16 protein-coding genes and 2 tRNA genes are annotated in these 15,609 nt (G+C 70.9%); 4 read left to right on the top strand and 14 right to left on the bottom strand.

Annotation, left to right across the window (positions count from 1 at the left end; translation table 11 throughout):
- Positions 1-68: 68 nt before the first annotated feature.
- The 3 genes from EYQ95_RS17210 to EYQ95_RS17220 all read left to right on the top strand — a co-directional run bounded on the left by EYQ95_RS17210 (position 69) and on the right by EYQ95_RS17220 (position 806).
- Positions 69-575: a DUF1249 domain-containing protein gene (locus EYQ95_RS17210; RefSeq protein ID WP_132328577.1), complete on the top strand. Its 507-nt coding sequence runs from the start codon at positions 69-71 to the stop codon at positions 573-575.
- Positions 576-617: 42 nt separating this feature from the next.
- Positions 618-693 (top strand) — tRNA-Ala (locus tag EYQ95_RS17215).
- Positions 694-730: 37 nt separating this feature from the next.
- Positions 731-806, top strand: a tRNA-Glu gene (locus tag EYQ95_RS17220).
- 47 nt (positions 807-853) lie between these two features.
- Here the strand turns inward: EYQ95_RS17220 and EYQ95_RS17225 are convergent.
- On the bottom strand, positions 854-1,489 hold the full coding sequence (locus EYQ95_RS17225; protein WP_132328579.1) for a hypothetical protein: 636 nt from the start codon (positions 1,487-1,489) through the stop codon (positions 854-856).
- 56 nt (positions 1,490-1,545) lie between these two features.
- On the bottom strand, positions 1,546-2,115 hold the full coding sequence (orn, locus tag EYQ95_RS17230; protein WP_132328581.1) for an oligoribonuclease: 570 nt from the start codon (positions 2,113-2,115) through the stop codon (positions 1,546-1,548).
- 56 nt (positions 2,116-2,171) lie between these two features.
- On the opposite strand from orn, the gene EYQ95_RS17235 reads away from it, so the two are divergent.
- Positions 2,172-2,633: a DUF2721 domain-containing protein gene (locus EYQ95_RS17235; protein ID WP_132328583.1), complete on the top strand. Its 462-nt coding sequence runs from the start codon at positions 2,172-2,174 to the stop codon at positions 2,631-2,633.
- On the opposite strand, the gene tadA is transcribed toward EYQ95_RS17235, so the two are convergent.
- The 12 genes from tadA to ndk all read right to left on the bottom strand — a co-directional run bounded on the left by tadA (position 2,630) and on the right by ndk (position 15,419).
- Positions 2,630-3,148 carry a tRNA adenosine(34) deaminase TadA gene (tadA, locus tag EYQ95_RS17240; protein ID WP_256432838.1) on the bottom strand — a complete coding sequence of 173 codons (519 nt, stop codon included), beginning with the start codon at positions 3,146-3,148 and terminating at the stop codon, positions 2,630-2,632. The two genes, EYQ95_RS17235 and tadA, sit on opposite strands and share 4 nt — an antisense overlap.
- 159 nt (positions 3,149-3,307) lie before the next feature.
- Positions 3,308-4,873 carry a glutamine-hydrolyzing GMP synthase gene (gene guaA, locus EYQ95_RS17245; protein ID WP_132328587.1) on the bottom strand — a complete coding sequence of 522 codons (1,566 nt, stop codon included), beginning with the start codon at positions 4,871-4,873 and terminating at the stop codon, positions 3,308-3,310.
- Positions 4,874-4,977: 104 nt separating this feature from the next.
- A complete protein-coding gene (gene guaB, locus EYQ95_RS17250) occupies positions 4,978-6,435 on the bottom strand; it encodes an IMP dehydrogenase (protein ID WP_132328589.1) in 1,458 nt (485 codons plus the stop codon).
- A gap of 149 nt (positions 6,436-6,584) precedes the next feature.
- Positions 6,585-7,460, bottom strand: a complete 876-nt coding sequence (folD, locus tag EYQ95_RS17255) for a bifunctional methylenetetrahydrofolate dehydrogenase/methenyltetrahydrofolate cyclohydrolase FolD (RefSeq protein ID WP_132328591.1) — start codon at positions 7,458-7,460, stop codon at positions 6,585-6,587.
- Positions 7,461-7,517: 57 nt separating this feature from the next.
- Positions 7,518-8,654, bottom strand: coding sequence for a molybdopterin-synthase adenylyltransferase MoeB (gene moeB, locus EYQ95_RS17260; RefSeq protein ID WP_370451280.1), 1,137 nt, complete (start codon positions 8,652-8,654; stop codon positions 7,518-7,520).
- A 101-nt stretch (positions 8,655-8,755) separates the two neighbouring features.
- Positions 8,756-10,153, bottom strand: a complete 1,398-nt coding sequence (gene der / locus EYQ95_RS17265; RefSeq protein ID WP_132328595.1) for a ribosome biogenesis GTPase Der — start codon at positions 10,151-10,153, stop codon at positions 8,756-8,758.
- A 73-nt stretch (positions 10,154-10,226) separates the two neighbouring features.
- A complete protein-coding gene (bamB, locus tag EYQ95_RS17270) occupies positions 10,227-11,438 on the bottom strand; it encodes an outer membrane protein assembly factor BamB (protein ID WP_132328597.1) in 1,212 nt (403 codons plus the stop codon).
- 10 nt (positions 11,439-11,448) lie between these two features.
- A complete protein-coding gene (locus EYQ95_RS17275; protein ID WP_132328599.1) occupies positions 11,449-12,072 on the bottom strand; it encodes a tetratricopeptide repeat protein in 624 nt (207 codons plus the stop codon).
- Positions 12,073-12,159: 87 nt separating this feature from the next.
- Positions 12,160-12,942: a helix-turn-helix domain-containing protein gene (locus EYQ95_RS17280; RefSeq protein WP_132328601.1), complete on the bottom strand. Its 783-nt coding sequence runs from the start codon at positions 12,940-12,942 to the stop codon at positions 12,160-12,162.
- Positions 12,939-13,748, bottom strand: coding sequence for a type IV pilus biogenesis/stability protein PilW (gene pilW / locus EYQ95_RS17285; RefSeq protein ID WP_132328603.1), 810 nt, complete (start codon positions 13,746-13,748; stop codon positions 12,939-12,941). Before pilW ends, EYQ95_RS17280 begins: the two co-directional genes overlap by 4 nt.
- Positions 13,738-14,976, bottom strand: coding sequence for a 23S rRNA (adenine(2503)-C(2))-methyltransferase RlmN (gene rlmN, locus EYQ95_RS17290; RefSeq protein WP_132328605.1), 1,239 nt, complete (start codon positions 14,974-14,976; stop codon positions 13,738-13,740). The genes pilW and rlmN overlap by 11 nt, the downstream gene beginning before the upstream one ends.
- A gap of 17 nt (positions 14,977-14,993) precedes the next feature.
- Positions 14,994-15,419 (bottom strand): nucleoside-diphosphate kinase, encoded by a 426-nt coding sequence (ndk, locus tag EYQ95_RS17295; RefSeq protein ID WP_132328607.1) that lies wholly within the window; start codon positions 15,417-15,419, stop codon positions 14,994-14,996.
- Positions 15,420-15,609: the final 190 nt, after the last annotated feature.

The raw sequence follows: 15,609 nt of genomic DNA on the forward strand, positions 1-15,609 counted from the left end.
CCTGTCCGGCGCTGAATACGCGCCGCACGGTCGCATCCGGCGCGAGTCCGGCCGTGTAGAGTCGGTCCATGTCGCAGCTCGCCGCCCGCCACCGCCTCGTCCCCCGCCTTGGCCGCTTCGCCTGGCTGATGGCGCTGTATTCCGAGAACCATGCGCGGATCACGCGGCTGTTCCCGGTGCGCGACCTGATGCCCGGACGCTGGGTCTCCGACGTGGGCGACGGCCTGCCGCTGGTCGTGGACGTGATGGGGCAGCATCCCTACACGAGCGAGATGCGCCTGAGCTACGCGATTCCCGACCCGGTGACCGGCGAGCCGGACCCGTCCGCCTACCTGCGGCTGTATCACGACGCGCGCCAGCTCGAGGCCACGCACTGCTACGTCGGCCGCCGCTGGCAGGACGTCATCGGCCTGAACCCGACGCCGCAGCGGCTGCTCGGCCACCGCATGCGCATGAACACGTTTCTGGGCAAATGGCTGCAGTACCTCGCCGAGCGCGGGCACGGCGAGGCCTCGCTGCGCTTCGAAGGTGCGATTCCCGCTACTGAACGTGAAATCGATGTCGAGAACGCTTGACGCACCGGAATTCGCTGCTAAAGTAGCGGGCTTCCAGCAAGTGGGGCCATAGCTCAGCTGGGAGAGCGCTACAATGGCATTGTAGAGGTCGCCGGTTCGATCCCGGCTGGCTCCACCACTATTCGGTTCGCCTGGCGGCATCGGGCAACCACGACGTCCCCATCGTCTAGAGGCCTAGGACATTACCCTTTCACGGTAGCGACCGGGGTTCGAATCCCCGTGGGGACGCCACTCTTCGAGGGCCCGCGAAAGCGGGCCTTCGTCTTTTCCGGAACCCGCTACCGCGCGCTGGCCGCGTCGAGGTCGCGAAGCAGCGCCTCGTCCTCCGCCTCCTGCCCGTGTAGCGGGAGGCAGTCAGCCCGCCTGAGCCGACGCTCGACCTCGCTGCAGCGACGCGGTGGCCCGCCGAACAGCCCGAGGGCCGCCGCCACCACCGGGGAACGGAACGACGCCTGTTCCAGCGCATTGCCGTCCGGCACCCAATGGCGCTCGAAGCGCGTGGGCCGCGCCTCGATGACGATGGGTCGGTCGAAGGCATGCAGCGTGCGCCTCGCGTGCGTGGCGGGCGGCAGGCTCAGGTCGAGAGGACGCGCCGCGGACCCGTCCTCCACCGCGGTCGACGCCGGAGCAACCGGGACCGGCGCCCCGGCGTCCGTCCCATCGGGCGACGCGGTCATGGCATGGACAGGCGGGTGGGTAGCGCGCTCGATGCGTGCCGGCTCCACGCCAGGCATCCGCAGCGGGGACGGCAGGGCGCGCGGTATGAACTCGACGTCGATCGCCGCGTCGGCATCGCCGGCCCCGACGTACGGCGGCGGCATCCGCGCCAGCGCGGCGAACATCGCCGCATGCACGAGAACCACTCCGCTCCACGCCAGCGCGCGCTCCTGGAGATTCCGCGTGCGCTCCCGCATCCCTGCTTCCCCTCATTGCGACGGGAAGCTCGACCGCGGAAGTCGGCGCGGGTTCCTCAGCCGATGGCGCCGCCCAGCGTCCCCATGAACTGCCGGTAGTGGCGCAGCTCGGCGATCGAGTCGCGCACGTCGCTCAGGGCCGTGTGGGCCGACTCCTTGGCCACGCCGGCGAGCACCTGCGGCGCCCAGCGGCGCGCCAGCTCCTTGATCGTGCTGACGTCGAGGTTGCGGTAGTGGAAGTGCTTCTCCACGTGCGGCATCAGGCGGTGCAGGAAGCGCCGGTCCTGGCAGATCGAGTTGCCGCACATCGGCGAGGTACGCGCGTCCACCCATTCGGACAGGAAGGCGAGCGTGCGTTCCTCGGCCTCGGCCATCGGGACGCCCTCGCGCAGCACGCGGTCCCAGAGCCCGGAGCGGCGGTGCTGGTTGCGGTTCCACTCGTCCATGGCCTCAAGCCGCTCCGGCGGATGCGCGATCGCAAGTTCCGGCCCCTCGGCCAGCACGTTGAGCTGCGCGTCGGTGACGACGGTGGCGATCTCCAGAATCGAATCGTTGTCGGTGTCGAGCCCGGTCATCTCCAGGTCGATCCAGATCAGGCGATGCTCCTTCGGCGATTCAACGGACATGCGCTCGCGGTCGTTGGGGTGAGGCGGCATGATAGCCGAGCACCCGAGGATGCCCCATGACCCCGACCGACCTGACGTCCGGCCACTACGCGATCCTCACCGCGATGCTCGCACCGGCCCTGCTCATGGCGGCGACCGGCTCGCTGCTGGTTTCGGCGAACGCGCGCCTGGCGCGCGTCGTGGACCGCTTGCGCGCGCTCATCGAGGAATGGAAGCACGACGCACCGGACATGTCCTGGCGCGACCGCCAGATCGCGCGTCACCGCAGGCGCGCGGCCTTGGTGCTGCGTGCCTGCCAGATGCTGTACGCGGGCCTGGGCAGTTTCGTCGGAACCAGCCTGGCTCTGGCCGTCGATGCGTTCGCCGGATTCCGCCTCGGCCTCGTGCCGACCGCGCTCGCCATCCTGGGCGTGGGCTTCCTGCTCGGAGCCAGCGTGATCCTCGGCGTGGAAGTCAGCCTGTCGGTGCGCTCGTTCGACGAGGAGCTCGACCAGGAAATGGCCGGTCGCACGCGCTAGGCATCGCCCGCGGCCGGGCGCCGCGCGCGCTTGGCGCGGAAGTAGGCGGTCAGCATCGCGCCGGCCTCCTCGCCCAGCACGCCGCCCTGCACCGACAGGCGATGGTTGTGACGTGGATCCAGCAGCAGGTCGAAGACACTGCCGGCCGCGCCGGTCTTGGGGTCGTACGCGCCGAACACGACGCGCGCCAGGCGCGCATGGATCATCGCCATCGCGCACATGGCGCAGGGCTCGAGCGTCACGTACAGCGTCGCGCCCAGCAGGCGATGGTTGCCGACCGCCCTGCCCGCCTCGCGCATCGCCACGATCTCGGCGTGGGCACTCGGATCGTGTTCCCCGATGTTCCGGTTCCAGCCGCGCCCGATCACGTTCCCTTCGACCTCGACGACCAGCGCGCCCACCGGGATCTCGTCGTGCACGTCGCGCGCATGGGCCGCCAGCGCGAGTGCTTCGCGCATGAAGTATTCGTCGGTGGAGGCATCGGGTGGCGTCACGATGGTTGGACCGGGGGTCAGGCGTGTGTTGGGGTCGCATGCGCGCCGTCGACCTGCAGCTCGACGGCGCGGGTCAGGCTGCCGTGCCTGGCGCGACCAGTCGGTCACGGGTGGTCCGGCCCGGCCATCCATGGCCGGTCGATGAACTGCCGCCCGCTCGCGCCTCCGGCGCGCGGTGGCTCATTCCCATTCGATCGTTGCGGGCGGCTTGCCGCTGATGTCGTAGACGACGCGCGAGACCCCGCGCAGTTCGTTGATGATGCGGTTGGAGACGTGGCCCAGGAACTCGTGCGGCAGGTGAGCCCAGTGCGCGGTCATGAAGTCGATGGTCTCGACCGCGCGCAGGGCGATCACCCATTCGTAGGCGCGGGCATCGCCGACCACGCCGACGGAGCGGACCGGCAGGAACACCGCGAACGCCTGGCTGACCTTGTCGTAGAGGTCGTGGCGACGCAGCTCCTCGATGAAGATGTGGTCGGCCTTCGCCAGCAGCTCGGCATACTCGGGGCGCACCTCGCCGAGGATGCGCACGCCCAGGCCCGGGCCGGGGAACGGATGGCGGTAGACCATGTGCGGCGGCAGGCCGAGTTCGACGCCCAGGCGGCGGACCTCGTCCTTGAACAGCTCGCGCAGCGGCTCGACCAGGCCGAGCTTCATCGTCTCGGGCAGGCCGCCGACGTTGTGGTGGCTCTTGATGACGTGGGCCTTGCCGGTCTTGCTGCCCGCCGACTCGATCACGTCGGGGTAGATCGTGCCCTGCGCGAGCCACTTCGCGTTCGTGAGCTTGGCGGACTCCTCGTCGAAGATCTCGATGAAGAGACGGCCGATGATCTTGCGCTTGGCTTCCGGGTCGTTGACGCCCTCGAGTGCGCGGAAGTAGCGCTCGCGCGCATTCACGCGCACCACGCGCACGCCCATGTGCTCGGCGAACATCGCCATCACCTGGTCGCCTTCCTGCCAGCGCAGCAGCCCGGTGTCGACGAAGACGCAGGTGAGCTGGTCGCCGATCGCGCGATGCAGCAACGCGGCGACGACCGAGGAGTCCACGCCGCCCGACAGCCCGAGCACGACTTCGTCCGAGCCGACCTGTTCGCGCACCCGCGCGATCTGGTCCTCGATGATGTTGGCCGCCGTCCACAGGGTGGCGCAGCCGCAGACGTCGACGACGAAGCGGCGAAGCAGCGCCTGCCCCTGCTTCGTATGCGTCACTTCGGGATGGAACTGCACCGCATACCAGCGCCGCGACTCGTCGGCCATCGCCGCCACCGGAATGCGATCGGTGCGGGCGGTGATGGCGAAGCCCGGCGGCACCGCCGAGACGTGGTCGCCGTGGCTCATCCAGACATCGAGCTTCGCGGCGCCGCCGTGGTCGGACAGACCGGCGAACAGCGCGTCGGGCTGCACCACGTCGACCGTGGCATGGCCGAACTCGCGCGCGTCGGCCGCCTCCGTCGCGCCGCCGAGCTGCGCGGCCATGGTCTGCATGCCGTAGCAGATGCCGAGGATCGGCAGGCCGGAGTCGAAGACCTCCTGCGGCGCGCGCGGCGCGCCGGGCAACGTGGTCGACTCCGGTCCGCCGGAGAGGATGATCCCCTTCGGTGCGAAGGCCGCGATCTCGGCCGGGTCGTGGTCCCAGGCCCAGATCTCGCAGTAGACGCCGAGCTCGCGCACGCGGCGCGCGATCAGCTGCGTGTACTGCGCGCCGAAGTCGAGGATGAGGATCTTGTCGGAATGGATGTTCTGCACGGGATTCGGGATTCGGGATTGGGGATTCGCAAGAGCGGGACTCTCGCCTGCTGCAGGATCCGCACCGGGGGACCGTCCAGCGAATCCCGGATCCCACCGCACCCTCAGGTGCGGTAGTTCGGCGGTTCCTTGGTGATCTGCACGTCGTGCACGTGGCTCTCGCGGGAACCGGCACTGGTGACGCGCACGAAGCTGGGCTTGGTGCGCATTTCCTCGATCGTCGCGCAGCCCACGTAGCCCATCGTCGCGCGCAGGCCGCCGGCGAGCTGGTGGACGACTCCACGCAGCGGGCCGCGGTAAGGCACGCGGCCTTCGATGCCCTCGGGCACGAGCTTGTCGGCGTCGGAGGCATCCTGGAAGTAGCGGTCCTTCGAGCCCTTCTCCATCGCGCCCAGCGAGCCCATGCCGCGATAGCTCTTGTAGCTGCGGCCCTGGAACAGCTCGGTCTCGCCCGGCGATTCCTCGGTGCCGGCGAACAGCCCGCCGATCATGACGCTGGAGGCGCCGGCGACGATCGCCTTGCCGATGTCGCCCGAGTACCGGATGCCGCCGTCGGCGATGAGGGGGATACGGTCCTGCAGCGCCTCGGCGACCATCGACACCGCGGTGATCTGCGGTACGCCCACGCCCGCGACGATGCGCGTGGTGCAGATCGAGCCCGGGCCCACGCCCACCTTCACCGCGTCCGCGCCGTGGTCCATGAGCGCCAGCGCCGCGTCGCCGGTGACGATGTTGCCGCCGATGACCTGGCACTGCGGGAACTTGGTCTTGACCCACTTCACCCGGTCGAGCACGCCCTGCGAATGGCCGTGCGCGGTATCGACGACGATGACGTCGACACCGGCGGCGACGAGCGCCTCGACGCGCGCCTCGGTATCGCCGCCCACGCCGACCGCGGCGCCGACCAGCAGGCGCCCGCTGCTGTCGTAGGCGGCATTCGGGTTGTCGCGCTTCTTCTGGATGTCCTTGACGGTGATCAGCCCGCGCAGCGCGAAGTCGTCATTGACGACCAGCACCTTCTCGATGCGGTGCCTGTGCAGCAGGTCGAGCACTTCGTCGTCGGGCGCGCCCTCGCGCACGGTCACGAGGCGATCCTTGCGCGTCATGATGTTGCGCACCGGATCGTCGAGCTGCTTCTCGAAGCGCATGTCGCGGCTGGTGACGATGCCGACCAGCTGCCCGCCCTCGTCCACCACCGGCACGCCCGAGATGTTGCGGGCGCGGGTGAGCTTGAGGACTTCGGCGATCGTCGTATCCGGCCCGACGGTGAAGGGCTCGCGGATGACGCCGGCCTCGAACGTCTTGACCTGCGCGACCTGCGCGGCCTGCTGCTCGAGCGTCATGTTCTTGTGGATGATGGAGATGCCGCCCAGCTGCGCCATCGCGATCGCGAGGCGGGCTTCCGACACGGTGTCCATCGCCGCCGAGAGGATCGGCAGGCGGATCGTGAGGTCGCGGGTGAGGCGGGTGGCGAGCGAGACGTCCTTGGGCAGGACGGTCGAATGCGCCGGGACGAGCGATACGTCGTCGAAGGTGAGCGCTTCAGCCTGGATGCGCAGCATGGGCGACCCCGGGAGGATGAAGCGCGTCATTGTAACGTGATGCCGGGTCGCGCGCCGAATGTCCGTGGAACGGGCCGGCGACCTGCGCGGGCGACGGCGAACGACGGGCCGGCGCCTGGACGCGATGGGCTGCGTCGCCGGGTGGCGGGCTACGGGTCCAGGGCCTCGGCGGCCTCCAGCGTGTTCTCCATCAGCGTGGCGACCGTCATCGGCCCCACGCCTCCCGGCACGGGCGTGATCCAGCTGGCGCGGCGCGCGGCCGCCTCGAAGCCGACGTCGCCCACCAGGCGTCCGTCGTCGAGCCGGTTGATGCCCACGTCGATGACGACCGCCCCGGGCTTCACCCATTCCCCCGGGACCAGGCCGGGCCGGCCGACCGCGACCACCAGGATGTCCGCACCGCGCACCGACGCCTCCAGCACCTGCGGCGGCGTGAAGCGGTGGCAGCAGGTGACCGTGCAGCCGGCGATCAGCAGCTCCAGCGCCATCGGCCGCCCGACGTGGTTGCTGACGCCGACGATCGTGGCGCTCTGGCCGCGCACCGGCCGGTCGGTATAGCCGAGCAGCGTGGTGATGCCCCGCGGCGTGCACGGGCGCAGGCCGAACTGGCGCAGCACCAGGTGCCCGACGTTCTGCGGATGGAAGCCGTCGACGTCCTTGCGCGGGTCGATGCGGTTGATCAGCGCGGTCGCGTCGCGGCGATCCGGCAGCGGCAGCTGCAGCAGGATGCCGTGGATCGACGGATCGGCATTGAGCCGGTCGATCAGCGCGAGCAGCGTGGCGTCGTCGGTATCCGCCGGCAGGTCGTGGTCGATGGCACGGATGCCCACCTTCTGCGCGGCGCGCCGCTTGTTGCGCACGTAGACGGCCGAAGCGGGGTCGTCGCCGACGAGGATGACGGCGAGGCCGGGCGCGGCCTTCCCGGCAGCCAGGCGTGCGTCCACGCGCGCCCTGAGCTCGTCCAGGAGCGTCTCGGCGATGCGCTTGCCGTCGAGGATGCGGGCGGTCGGGCGATCGTCGGTCATCGGCGGGCGGCGTGGGACGGGGCGCGCATTATCGCCGCTCCACGGGCCGGCTGGCGCTCAGGCCGTGCAGAAGCGCGCGTAGTCGGCGTAGCCGGGAAACTCGCGACCGGCCGCGCAGACGGCGCAATCGGGATCGGGAGGAATCCGCGTCTCGCGAAAGCGCGCGGCGAGCGCATCGAACTGCAGCAGCCGGCCTGCGAGCGTCTCGCCCGTTCCGAGCAGGAGCTTGAGCACCTCCGTCGCCTGCAGGAGCCCGATGACGCCCGGCAGGACCCCGAGCACGCCCGCCTCGGCACAGTTGGGCGCGGCCTCCGGGGGCGGCGGCTCGGGGAAGAGGCAGCGGTAGCAGGGCTGGCTGCCGCGGTGGCGGCCGGCGTCGAACACCGCGAGCTGGCCCTCGAAGCGGTGGACCGCGCCGTAGACCAGCGGCTTGCCGTGCTTCACGCAGGCATCGTTGAGCAGGTAGCGGGCCGGGAAGTTGTCCGCGCCGTCGAGCACCACGTCCATGCCGTCGACGAGCGCGTCGACGTTGGCCGATGTCACCCGCTCTTCCACGGCCTCGACGCGCACGCGCGGATTGAGCGCCGACAGCGCCGCCGCCGCCGAGCGCACCTTGGGCTGCCCCACCCTCGCCTCGCCATGCAGGATCTGGCGCTGCAGGTTGCTGCGGTCGACCACGTCGTCGTCGGCGATGCGCAGCAGGCCGACGCCGGCCGCCGCCAGGTAGAACGCCGCCGGCGACCCCAGCCCCCCGGCCCCGACAAGCAGCACGCGCGCCGACTCCAGCCGGCGCTGGCCCTCGACGCCCACGCCGGGCAGGCGCAGGTGCCGCGAATAGCGTTCGAAGAAGTCGGCATCGCCTTCGGGCACAACCATGGGCAGGCCGTCGGCACGCCAGCGCCGCGTTCCGCCGTCGACCGAGAACACGCGTGCGTAGCCCCGCTCCAGCAGGGCCGCGGCGGCCCGCGCCGATCGCAGGCCGCTCTCGCAGATCACGTGGATTTCCCGGCCCGGGTCACCGAAGGTTTCGGCGAGGTCGGCCGCGGCGCAGGCGACGGCCCCGGCGGCCATGCCCGAAGCGCGTTCGTGCTCCTCGCGCACGTCGACCAGGAGCGCGCCGGCGCGCTGGCGGTCGTGGGCTTGCTGCGGGGTGACGATCGGGCTCATCGGCTGATTGTCGCGCGCCGGCGGCATGCGTGCCTCCCGCGCGGCTGAACGTCGCGTTGCACCGCGCCCACCGGTGGAGCCCAGTCCCGCCATGAAGGCGCTCGGCGCCCGGGCCGGAGGCGGACGCCCTACTTGCGCTTCACGTGGCGCAGCAGGCGGCGCTTGCGCGCGACCTGGCGCTCGCTCAGCTCGTTCTTCTTGCCCTCGTACGGATTGCTGCCTTCCTTGAAGACGAAGCGCACCGGCGTGCCGACGAGCTTGAAGCGCTTGCGGAAGAAGTTCTCGAGATAGCGCCGGTAGGTGTCGCCCAGCGTGCGCAGGCGCGTGCCGTGCACGACGAAGGTCGGCGGGTTGCTGCCGGCCGGGTGCGCGAAACGGAGCTTGGCCACGTGGCCTCGCACCGTCGGCGGCGGGTTGGTCTCGTAGGCGATCTCGACCGCACGCGTGACTTCGCTGGTGCTGAATTCCTTCGTCGCCGAGGCGTGGGCGCGATGGATGGCGGCGAACAGCTCGCGCAGGCCGGAACCGTGCTTGGCGCTGATGCGCACGGCCTCGGCCCAGTCCACGAATCCCAGCTTTCGCGACAGCATGGACGCGGCCTGCTCGCGCTGGTACTCGCTCAGGCCGTCCCACTTGTTGACGGCGATGACCAGCGCGCGGCCCGCATCGAGCGCATAGCCCAGCACGGTGGCGTCCTGGTCGGTGATGCCCTCCGAGGCATCGAGCAGCACGACGGCGACCTGGCACTGCTCGATGGCCTGCAGCGTCTTGAAGGCGGAGAACTTCTCGACCGCCTCGTCCACGCGCGACCGACGGCGCAGGCCGGCAGTGTCGATCAGGCGATAACGGCGGCCATCGCGCTCCATGTCGATCGAGACCGAGTCGCGCGTGGTGCCCGGCACCTCGGACGCGATCATACGCTCCTCGCCGAGCAGGCGGTTCACGAGCGTCGACTTGCCCACGTTGGGGCGGCCGATGAAGGCCACGCGGATCCGCGTCGGGTCGTCGTCCAGCACCGGCGCCGCGCCTTCCTCGGGCAGGTGCGCGTAGATGCGCGCCAGCAGCATGTCCACGCCGTGGCGGTGCGAGGCCGCCACCGCCACGCGGTCGGAGAGGCCGTAGCGGGCGAAGTCGTTGACCGCCTGCTGCGCGTCGATGCCATCGGTCTTGTTGACCACCAGGACCGTGGGGCGGCCGGTACGGCGCAGCCACTGCAGGATCTCGTCGTCAAGCGCCGAAGCGCCCTCGCGGCCGTCGACCACGAACAGGACCAGGTCGGCCTCCTCCGCGGCCGCGCGCGCCTGCCGCGCGGTGGCCCCGGCCAGGCCCTCGTCCTCGCCGGCGATGCCGCCGGTATCGACCACGGCGAACGCCGGGCGCCCCTCCGGGCGGGCCACACCGTAATTGCGGTCGCGGGTGACGCCGGGCTGGTCGTGGACCAGGGCATCGCGCGTGCGCGTAAGCACGTTGAAGAGCGTGGACTTGCCCACGTTGGGCCGGCCGACGAGGGCGACGAGCGGAAGCATGGTGCGACCTCGGGTCTCTGGAAAATGCACGGGCCGCACGGTGGCGTCGCCACCGGTGCGGCCCGCGAAGGAATTACTGGCCGACGCGGAAAGCCGCGACGCCACCGTCGACGTTCTGCACCACCACCACGCCATCGGCGACGACCGGCGCAGCGCGCACCGCGTCGCGGCCGGCACGGCTGCGGGCGGCGAAGTCGCCATTGTCCAGGCGCAGCCAGTGCACGTAGCCCTCGAAGTCCGCCAGCACGGCGTGCTCGCCCACGATCGCGGCGCCGGTCACGCCGCGGCGCGCCAGCCCCGGCTGCCGCCAGAGGGCTGCGCCACTCTGCTTGTCGAGGCCGAAGACGCCGCCATCGGGCTCGGCCACCACGATGCGATCCGACGCCACGGCCGGCCGACCCGCGCCGCCGTGCTCGGCGACCCACACCGGCCGGCCGTTCGGGCCGTCGATGGCGACGGTGCGACGCTTGTAGCTGGTCGCGAAGACCGCACTGCCGTCGAGAACGGGCGTACCGTCCACATCGGCCATGCGGTCGAACTCGGTACGGCCTTCCGGCTGCGCGACCGGCACGGCCCACAGAGGGCGGCCATCGTCTATCGCGAGCATCGCCACGCTGCCGTCGTCATTGCCGACGAACACCACGCCCGGCCCGAGGGCGGGCGCGTCGTTGCCGCGCACGGTGAGGCTGGGCATGTCGTGGTTCCGGAACCAGCGACGCTCGCCCGTGGCGGCGTCGAACGCCGTCACGCGTCCGTCGTTGGACCGCACGAAGACGCGCCCCTGCCCCACCGCCGGCGCCGCGATGACTTCGTTGCCCACCTTCGCGCGCCACTTTTCCGTGCCGGTGGCCGCGTCCAGCGCGATCACGTCGCCTTCGAGGCCGCCGACCACGAGCAGTCCGTCGCCAACGCCCGGGCCACCGCCCAGCCGCGTGCCGGCCTCGTAGGCCCAGGCCACCCGGCCGGTCTGCAGGTCGAGCGCACGCACGTCGCCCGACACCGTGGCCGTGTAGACATGCCCGCCCTCCACCACCGGCGCCTGGCCGATGCCGACTCCGGCATCGCCGTTTCCGACCTTGGCGGACCAGAGCGGCGTGACGGACAGCGAGGGCGCGAACTCGGCGAGCGCGCTGGGCTCCACCGGGCTCGCCTTGTCGTCGCCGAACCAGCCCTTGACCGTCGAGCAACCGCCGAGGCCTCCCGCGAGGGCCAGCGCCAGGACGGCATGGAGCGCACGCACGGCGATGTGCGGTGAGCGGTCGGAACGGCGGGACGGATGATTCATCAGGCGGACCTCATGGCGACGGGGGCGTGGCGGGCACGCCGCCCACCTGGGTGTACTTGAGTTCGATCAGCCCGCGCTGCGGCGAGCCGACCTCGGCCTTGGCGAGTGCGCGGCGGTAGGCCTCGCGCGCGTCGTCCCGGCGCCCCTGTGCGACCCGCGCATCGCCACGGAGTTCCTCGACGGCTGCGGAGTCCCCGCGCACCGTCGACAGCGCCTGCTCGATCTTGCCGCCGTCCAGCAGCAGGCGGGCGACACGCAGTTCCACGATCTCGCGCAGGGGGCCGGACGCTGGCATCGCGCCACGGAGCGTGCCGAGGGCGGCATCGCGCTGCCCGGCCTCGACCTGCGCGCGCGCGAGCACCAGCGAGGCCAGCGTACGGTACGTGCCCTCCGGCAGCGCCTTCACGCGCGGTGCGGCGGCCACGCCGCGGCTCACCACCTCGTCCACGGCCTGCTGGTAGGCATCCGCTGCGCGCATGTCCTCCTGCACCTGGTGATCCTGCCACCAGCGCCAGCCGTATACCGCAGCCAGCCCCAGGGCGACGCCGCCGACCAGACCGAGGCCGTTGCGACGCAGCCAGTCCTGGACGCGCCGGCTCTGTTCGTGTTCGTCGAGAATTTCGTCGATCGCCATGCTTGCTCGTCCCGCCGTCGACGGGAACCGCTGGAGGAAGGGACCCCGCGTGGCGCCGGCCGCGAATCCGGCCGTGGCTGGCCGACGTCAGGGCCTTGCAGGCGCGATCGGCGCGAGGGAACCGTCAGAGGATAGCGTAAAGCGGGCGACGTTCGCTTGGCTGTAGGGTGCCAGGTCCACCGCTTCGCCACCGCGCACGGCACGCACCGCGGATGCGTTGCCGAGCACGACGCGCGCGACGCCCGCGGCACCGAGCTCGCGGCGCTGCCCCGCGGCCACGAGGCCGCTCTCGAGCAGGCGCCCGCTCGCGTCGAAGAACTGCACCCAGCTTTCGCCGGCGAACTCCAGCATCAGGCCCGGCCGCACCGCCGCGGCAGACGGCAAGGGAGCGATCGACGCCATCATCGGCGTGGGCCCGTCCGCGACCGATCCGACCGAGGCCGGCACGTCCAGCGGCGCCACGGCCGGCCCGGCAGCCTGGAACGAGCCCCGGGTGGCAAGCCAGACCGGCACCACGAGTGCCGCGGTCAGCACGATATAGACGACCCGGCGCCCGAGGTTTTCCGCCACGTGCCGGTAGCGCGGCACGTGCGAATGGCTCACGAGGCTGGGAATCTGCGACGTGGACAGCGGGCTGGGCAGGGCCTGGTCGTCGAGCGTCAGGCCGAGCACGCGCGCATAGGCCCGTACGTGGCCTCGGACGAAGACCGGCGCGCCGATGGCAGCCCAGTCACCCGATTCCAGGGTTTCGAGCACCCGGACCGGAATCCTCGAGCGGGTGGAAACGTCCGCAAGGCTGTAGCCTGCGGCCTCGCGCGCCTTCCTCAGGCGCTCGCCGACGGCAGAGTCGGCTGCGTGCGGATTCGTCATGGGTTCCCGCCTTCCCGGGCGGAGTCAGGAGTCCGGGGGAACTCCGCCCTGATGCGCCGAACGTAGCGCGCGGCAGCGGCCGTGTCGCCGAGTTCCTGTTCGATCTGTGACGCAAGCAGCAGAGATTCCTCGTCCGCCGGCGCCGCCGCAAGGCGTCGCTCGATGAAGGCACGCGCTTCGAACGCGCGCCCGCGCCGAAGCTCGACTTCGGCCAGCGTGCGCAGGGCCAGCGGGTTGGCAGGCGCGATCTCGATCGCGCGGCGCAGCGAGGCCGCCGCGCGTTCCAGGTCGCCGGACCGGAGCGCGCAGGCGCCCGCGTTGGCGAGGGCTGCATCCGGCGATGCGTAGCCGGGCGCGGCCAGGGCGCGGTCGAACCAGCCCGCCGCCTCGGCAGGGCGCCCGTTCGCGCAGAGCCAGGCACCGTAGTTGTTGAGGAGCGATCCCTGGCCCGGTGCCAGCTCGGCGGCGCGGCGATGATGGGCGCCCGCCTCGCGGGGCCGCTTGAGCGCATCCAGGCTCAGTGCCGCCACGCTGTGGGCCTCCGCGGAACGGTCGTCGATGGCAAGCGCGCGCTCGGCCGCCTGCAGCGCGCCGGAGGCGTCGCCCGAGAGCAGCCGCGCTTCGGCAGCGCGGACGGGGTTGATCGCCCCCGACTTCCTGTCGGGCCGGATGCTCACCTCGGGAGCGACCCGGCGGTAGTCGCCACGCGAGACGTCGGGACGGAGGAAGGTGACGCGGCTGCAGCCCGCGGCGGTGGCGATGAGCACGAGGCCCAGCAGGCAGCGGATCCAGCCCTCAGGCCGCATCGCCCAGCCCTTCCTGTGCGACGCGACGGCGGAAATCGGCGCTGCGGCGCGTGCGGTCCATCACCTGCCCCTTCAGCTGCCCGCACGCGGCATCGATGTCGTCGCCGCGCGTGCGGCGCACCGGCGCGATCATGCCGGCCTCGTTGAGCAGCTTCTGGAAGGCGCGGATCGCCTGGTCCGTGGGGCGCTCGAAGCGCGTACCCGGGAAGGGGTTGAAGGGGATCAGGTTGACCTTGGCCGCGCCCTTCATCTGCACCGAGCGATCGAAGGCGCGCATGAGGCGGACGAGCTCGCGCGCATGCTGCGGCTGGTCGTTGACGCCCTTCATCAGCGTGTATTCGAAGGTCACCGACGTACCGGGCTTGCGCAGTGCGTAGCGCACGCAGGCGTCCATCAGCACGTCGATCGGGTACTTCCTGTTCAGCGGCACCAGCTCGCTGCGCAACTCGTCGTTCGGCGCATGCAGCGATACGGCGAGCGAGACGTCGCTCACTTCGCCCAGCCTGTCGATCATCGGCACCATGCCGGCGGTCGATAGCGTGACGCGCTTGTTCGCCAGGCCGTAGCCCAGGTCGTCGCGCATGATGCTCATCGCGCGCACGACGTTGTCGAAATTCGCCAGCGGCTCGCCCATGCCCATCATCACGACGTTGGTGAGCTTGCGCTGCTGGTGCGGCACGTTGCCCAGGTGCCGCGCGGCGACCCAGACCTGGCCGATGATCTCGGCGGTTGACAGGTTGCGGTTGAAGCCCTGCGTTGCGGTCGAGCAGAACTGGCAGTTGAGCGCGCAGCCCACCTGCGCGGACACGCACAGCGTGCCGCGGCCCTTGTCGGGGATGTAGACCGTCTCGATGGCGTTCTTCGGGTCCATGCCGAGCAGCCACTTGTGCGTGCCGTCGGCGGAGGCCTTGTCGAATACGACCGACGGCGCGTGCACGTAGGCATGCTGCTCGAGCTTGGCGCGCAGGGCCTTGCCCAGGTCGGTCATCTGGTCGAAGTCGGTGACGTAGCGGTGATGGATCCACTTCATCACCTGGTGCGCGCGGTAGCGCTTCTCGCCGAGCACCTGCTCGAAGAAGTCCTCCAGCTGCACCCGCTCGAGGTCGAAGAGGTTGGTCCTCTTCGCCTCGGGCGCGACGGGCACGTCCGCGCGCGCGGCGGCACGGGCCGGCACGGCGGGGGCCGTGTCGACCAGCGTGGCGTCGATGTCGCGGGACGTGCTCGTCATCTCTCTCACTTCAGGAATCAGCGCGCGTAGACGTCGGTCTGCGGGAAGAAGTACGCGATCTCGATCGCGGCGTTCTCCAGGCTGTCCGAGCCGTGCACGGCGTTGGCGTCGATGGAATCGGCGAAGTCGGCGCGGATCGTGCCCGGCGCGGCATCCTTCGGGTTGGTGGCGCCCATGAGCTCGCGGTTCTTCGCGACGGCGTTCTCGCCCTCGAGCACCTGGATCATCACCGGACCGGAGACCATGAACTCGACCAGCGCATTGAAGAACGGGCGCTCGCGGTGCACGGCGTAGAAGCCCTCGGCCTCCTGGCGCGACAGCTGCTTCATCTTCGCGGCGACGATCTTGAGGCCGGCCTGCTCGAAGCGGCTGTAGATCTGGCCGATCACGTTCTTGGCGACCGCGTCGGGCTTGATGATGGAAATCGTGCGCTCCAGCGCCATGGGACTGCTCTCCGAGGTTGGCGGGCGCCGGATGCGTCTCGGCGCCCAAGATAACAAGAAAAACCCGCGTGGCGACGCGGGTTTAGCCGAACTGGCAGGTGCGGATTCTACGCGTTCAGGCCGCGTCGGTGAAAGCGGCCACGGCCGGAGGCGGCGTACCCGGCAGCGGCCATTGACCCCCGTACGGTGG

It is taken from the genome of Lysobacter sp. N42 (assembly GCF_004344885.1).

Coding starts and splice junctions, on each gene's coding strand:
- EYQ95_RS17210 (WP_132328577.1), top strand. CDS start 69: ATGTCGCAGCTCGCCGCCCGCCACCGCCTCGTCCCCCGCCTTGGCCGC.
- EYQ95_RS17225 (WP_132328579.1), bottom strand. CDS start 1,489: ATGCGGGAGCGCACGCGGAATCTCCAGGAGCGCGCGCTGGCGTGGAGC.
- orn (WP_132328581.1), bottom strand. CDS start 2,115: ATGTCCGTTGAATCGCCGAAGGAGCATCGCCTGATCTGGATCGACCTG.
- EYQ95_RS17235 (WP_132328583.1), top strand. CDS start 2,172: ATGACCCCGACCGACCTGACGTCCGGCCACTACGCGATCCTCACCGCG.
- guaB (WP_132328589.1), bottom strand. CDS start 6,435: ATGCTGCGCATCCAGGCTGAAGCGCTCACCTTCGACGACGTATCGCTC.
- folD (WP_132328591.1), bottom strand. CDS start 7,460: ATGACCGACGATCGCCCGACCGCCCGCATCCTCGACGGCAAGCGCATC.
- moeB (WP_370451280.1), bottom strand. CDS start 8,654: ATGCCGCCGGCGCGCGACAATCAGCCGATGAGCCCGATCGTCACCCCG.
- der (WP_132328595.1), bottom strand. CDS start 10,153: ATGCTTCCGCTCGTCGCCCTCGTCGGCCGGCCCAACGTGGGCAAGTCC.
- bamB (WP_132328597.1), bottom strand. CDS start 11,438: ATGAATCATCCGTCCCGCCGTTCCGACCGCTCACCGCACATCGCCGTG.
- EYQ95_RS17275 (WP_132328599.1), bottom strand. CDS start 12,072: ATGGCGATCGACGAAATTCTCGACGAACACGAACAGAGCCGGCGCGTC.
- EYQ95_RS17280 (WP_132328601.1), bottom strand. CDS start 12,942: ATGACGAATCCGCACGCAGCCGACTCTGCCGTCGGCGAGCGCCTGAGG.
- pilW (WP_132328603.1), bottom strand. CDS start 13,748: ATGCGGCCTGAGGGCTGGATCCGCTGCCTGCTGGGCCTCGTGCTCATC.
- rlmN (WP_132328605.1), bottom strand. CDS start 14,976: ATGACGAGCACGTCCCGCGACATCGACGCCACGCTGGTCGACACGGCC.
- ndk (WP_132328607.1), bottom strand. CDS start 15,419: ATGGCGCTGGAGCGCACGATTTCCATCATCAAGCCCGACGCGGTCGCC.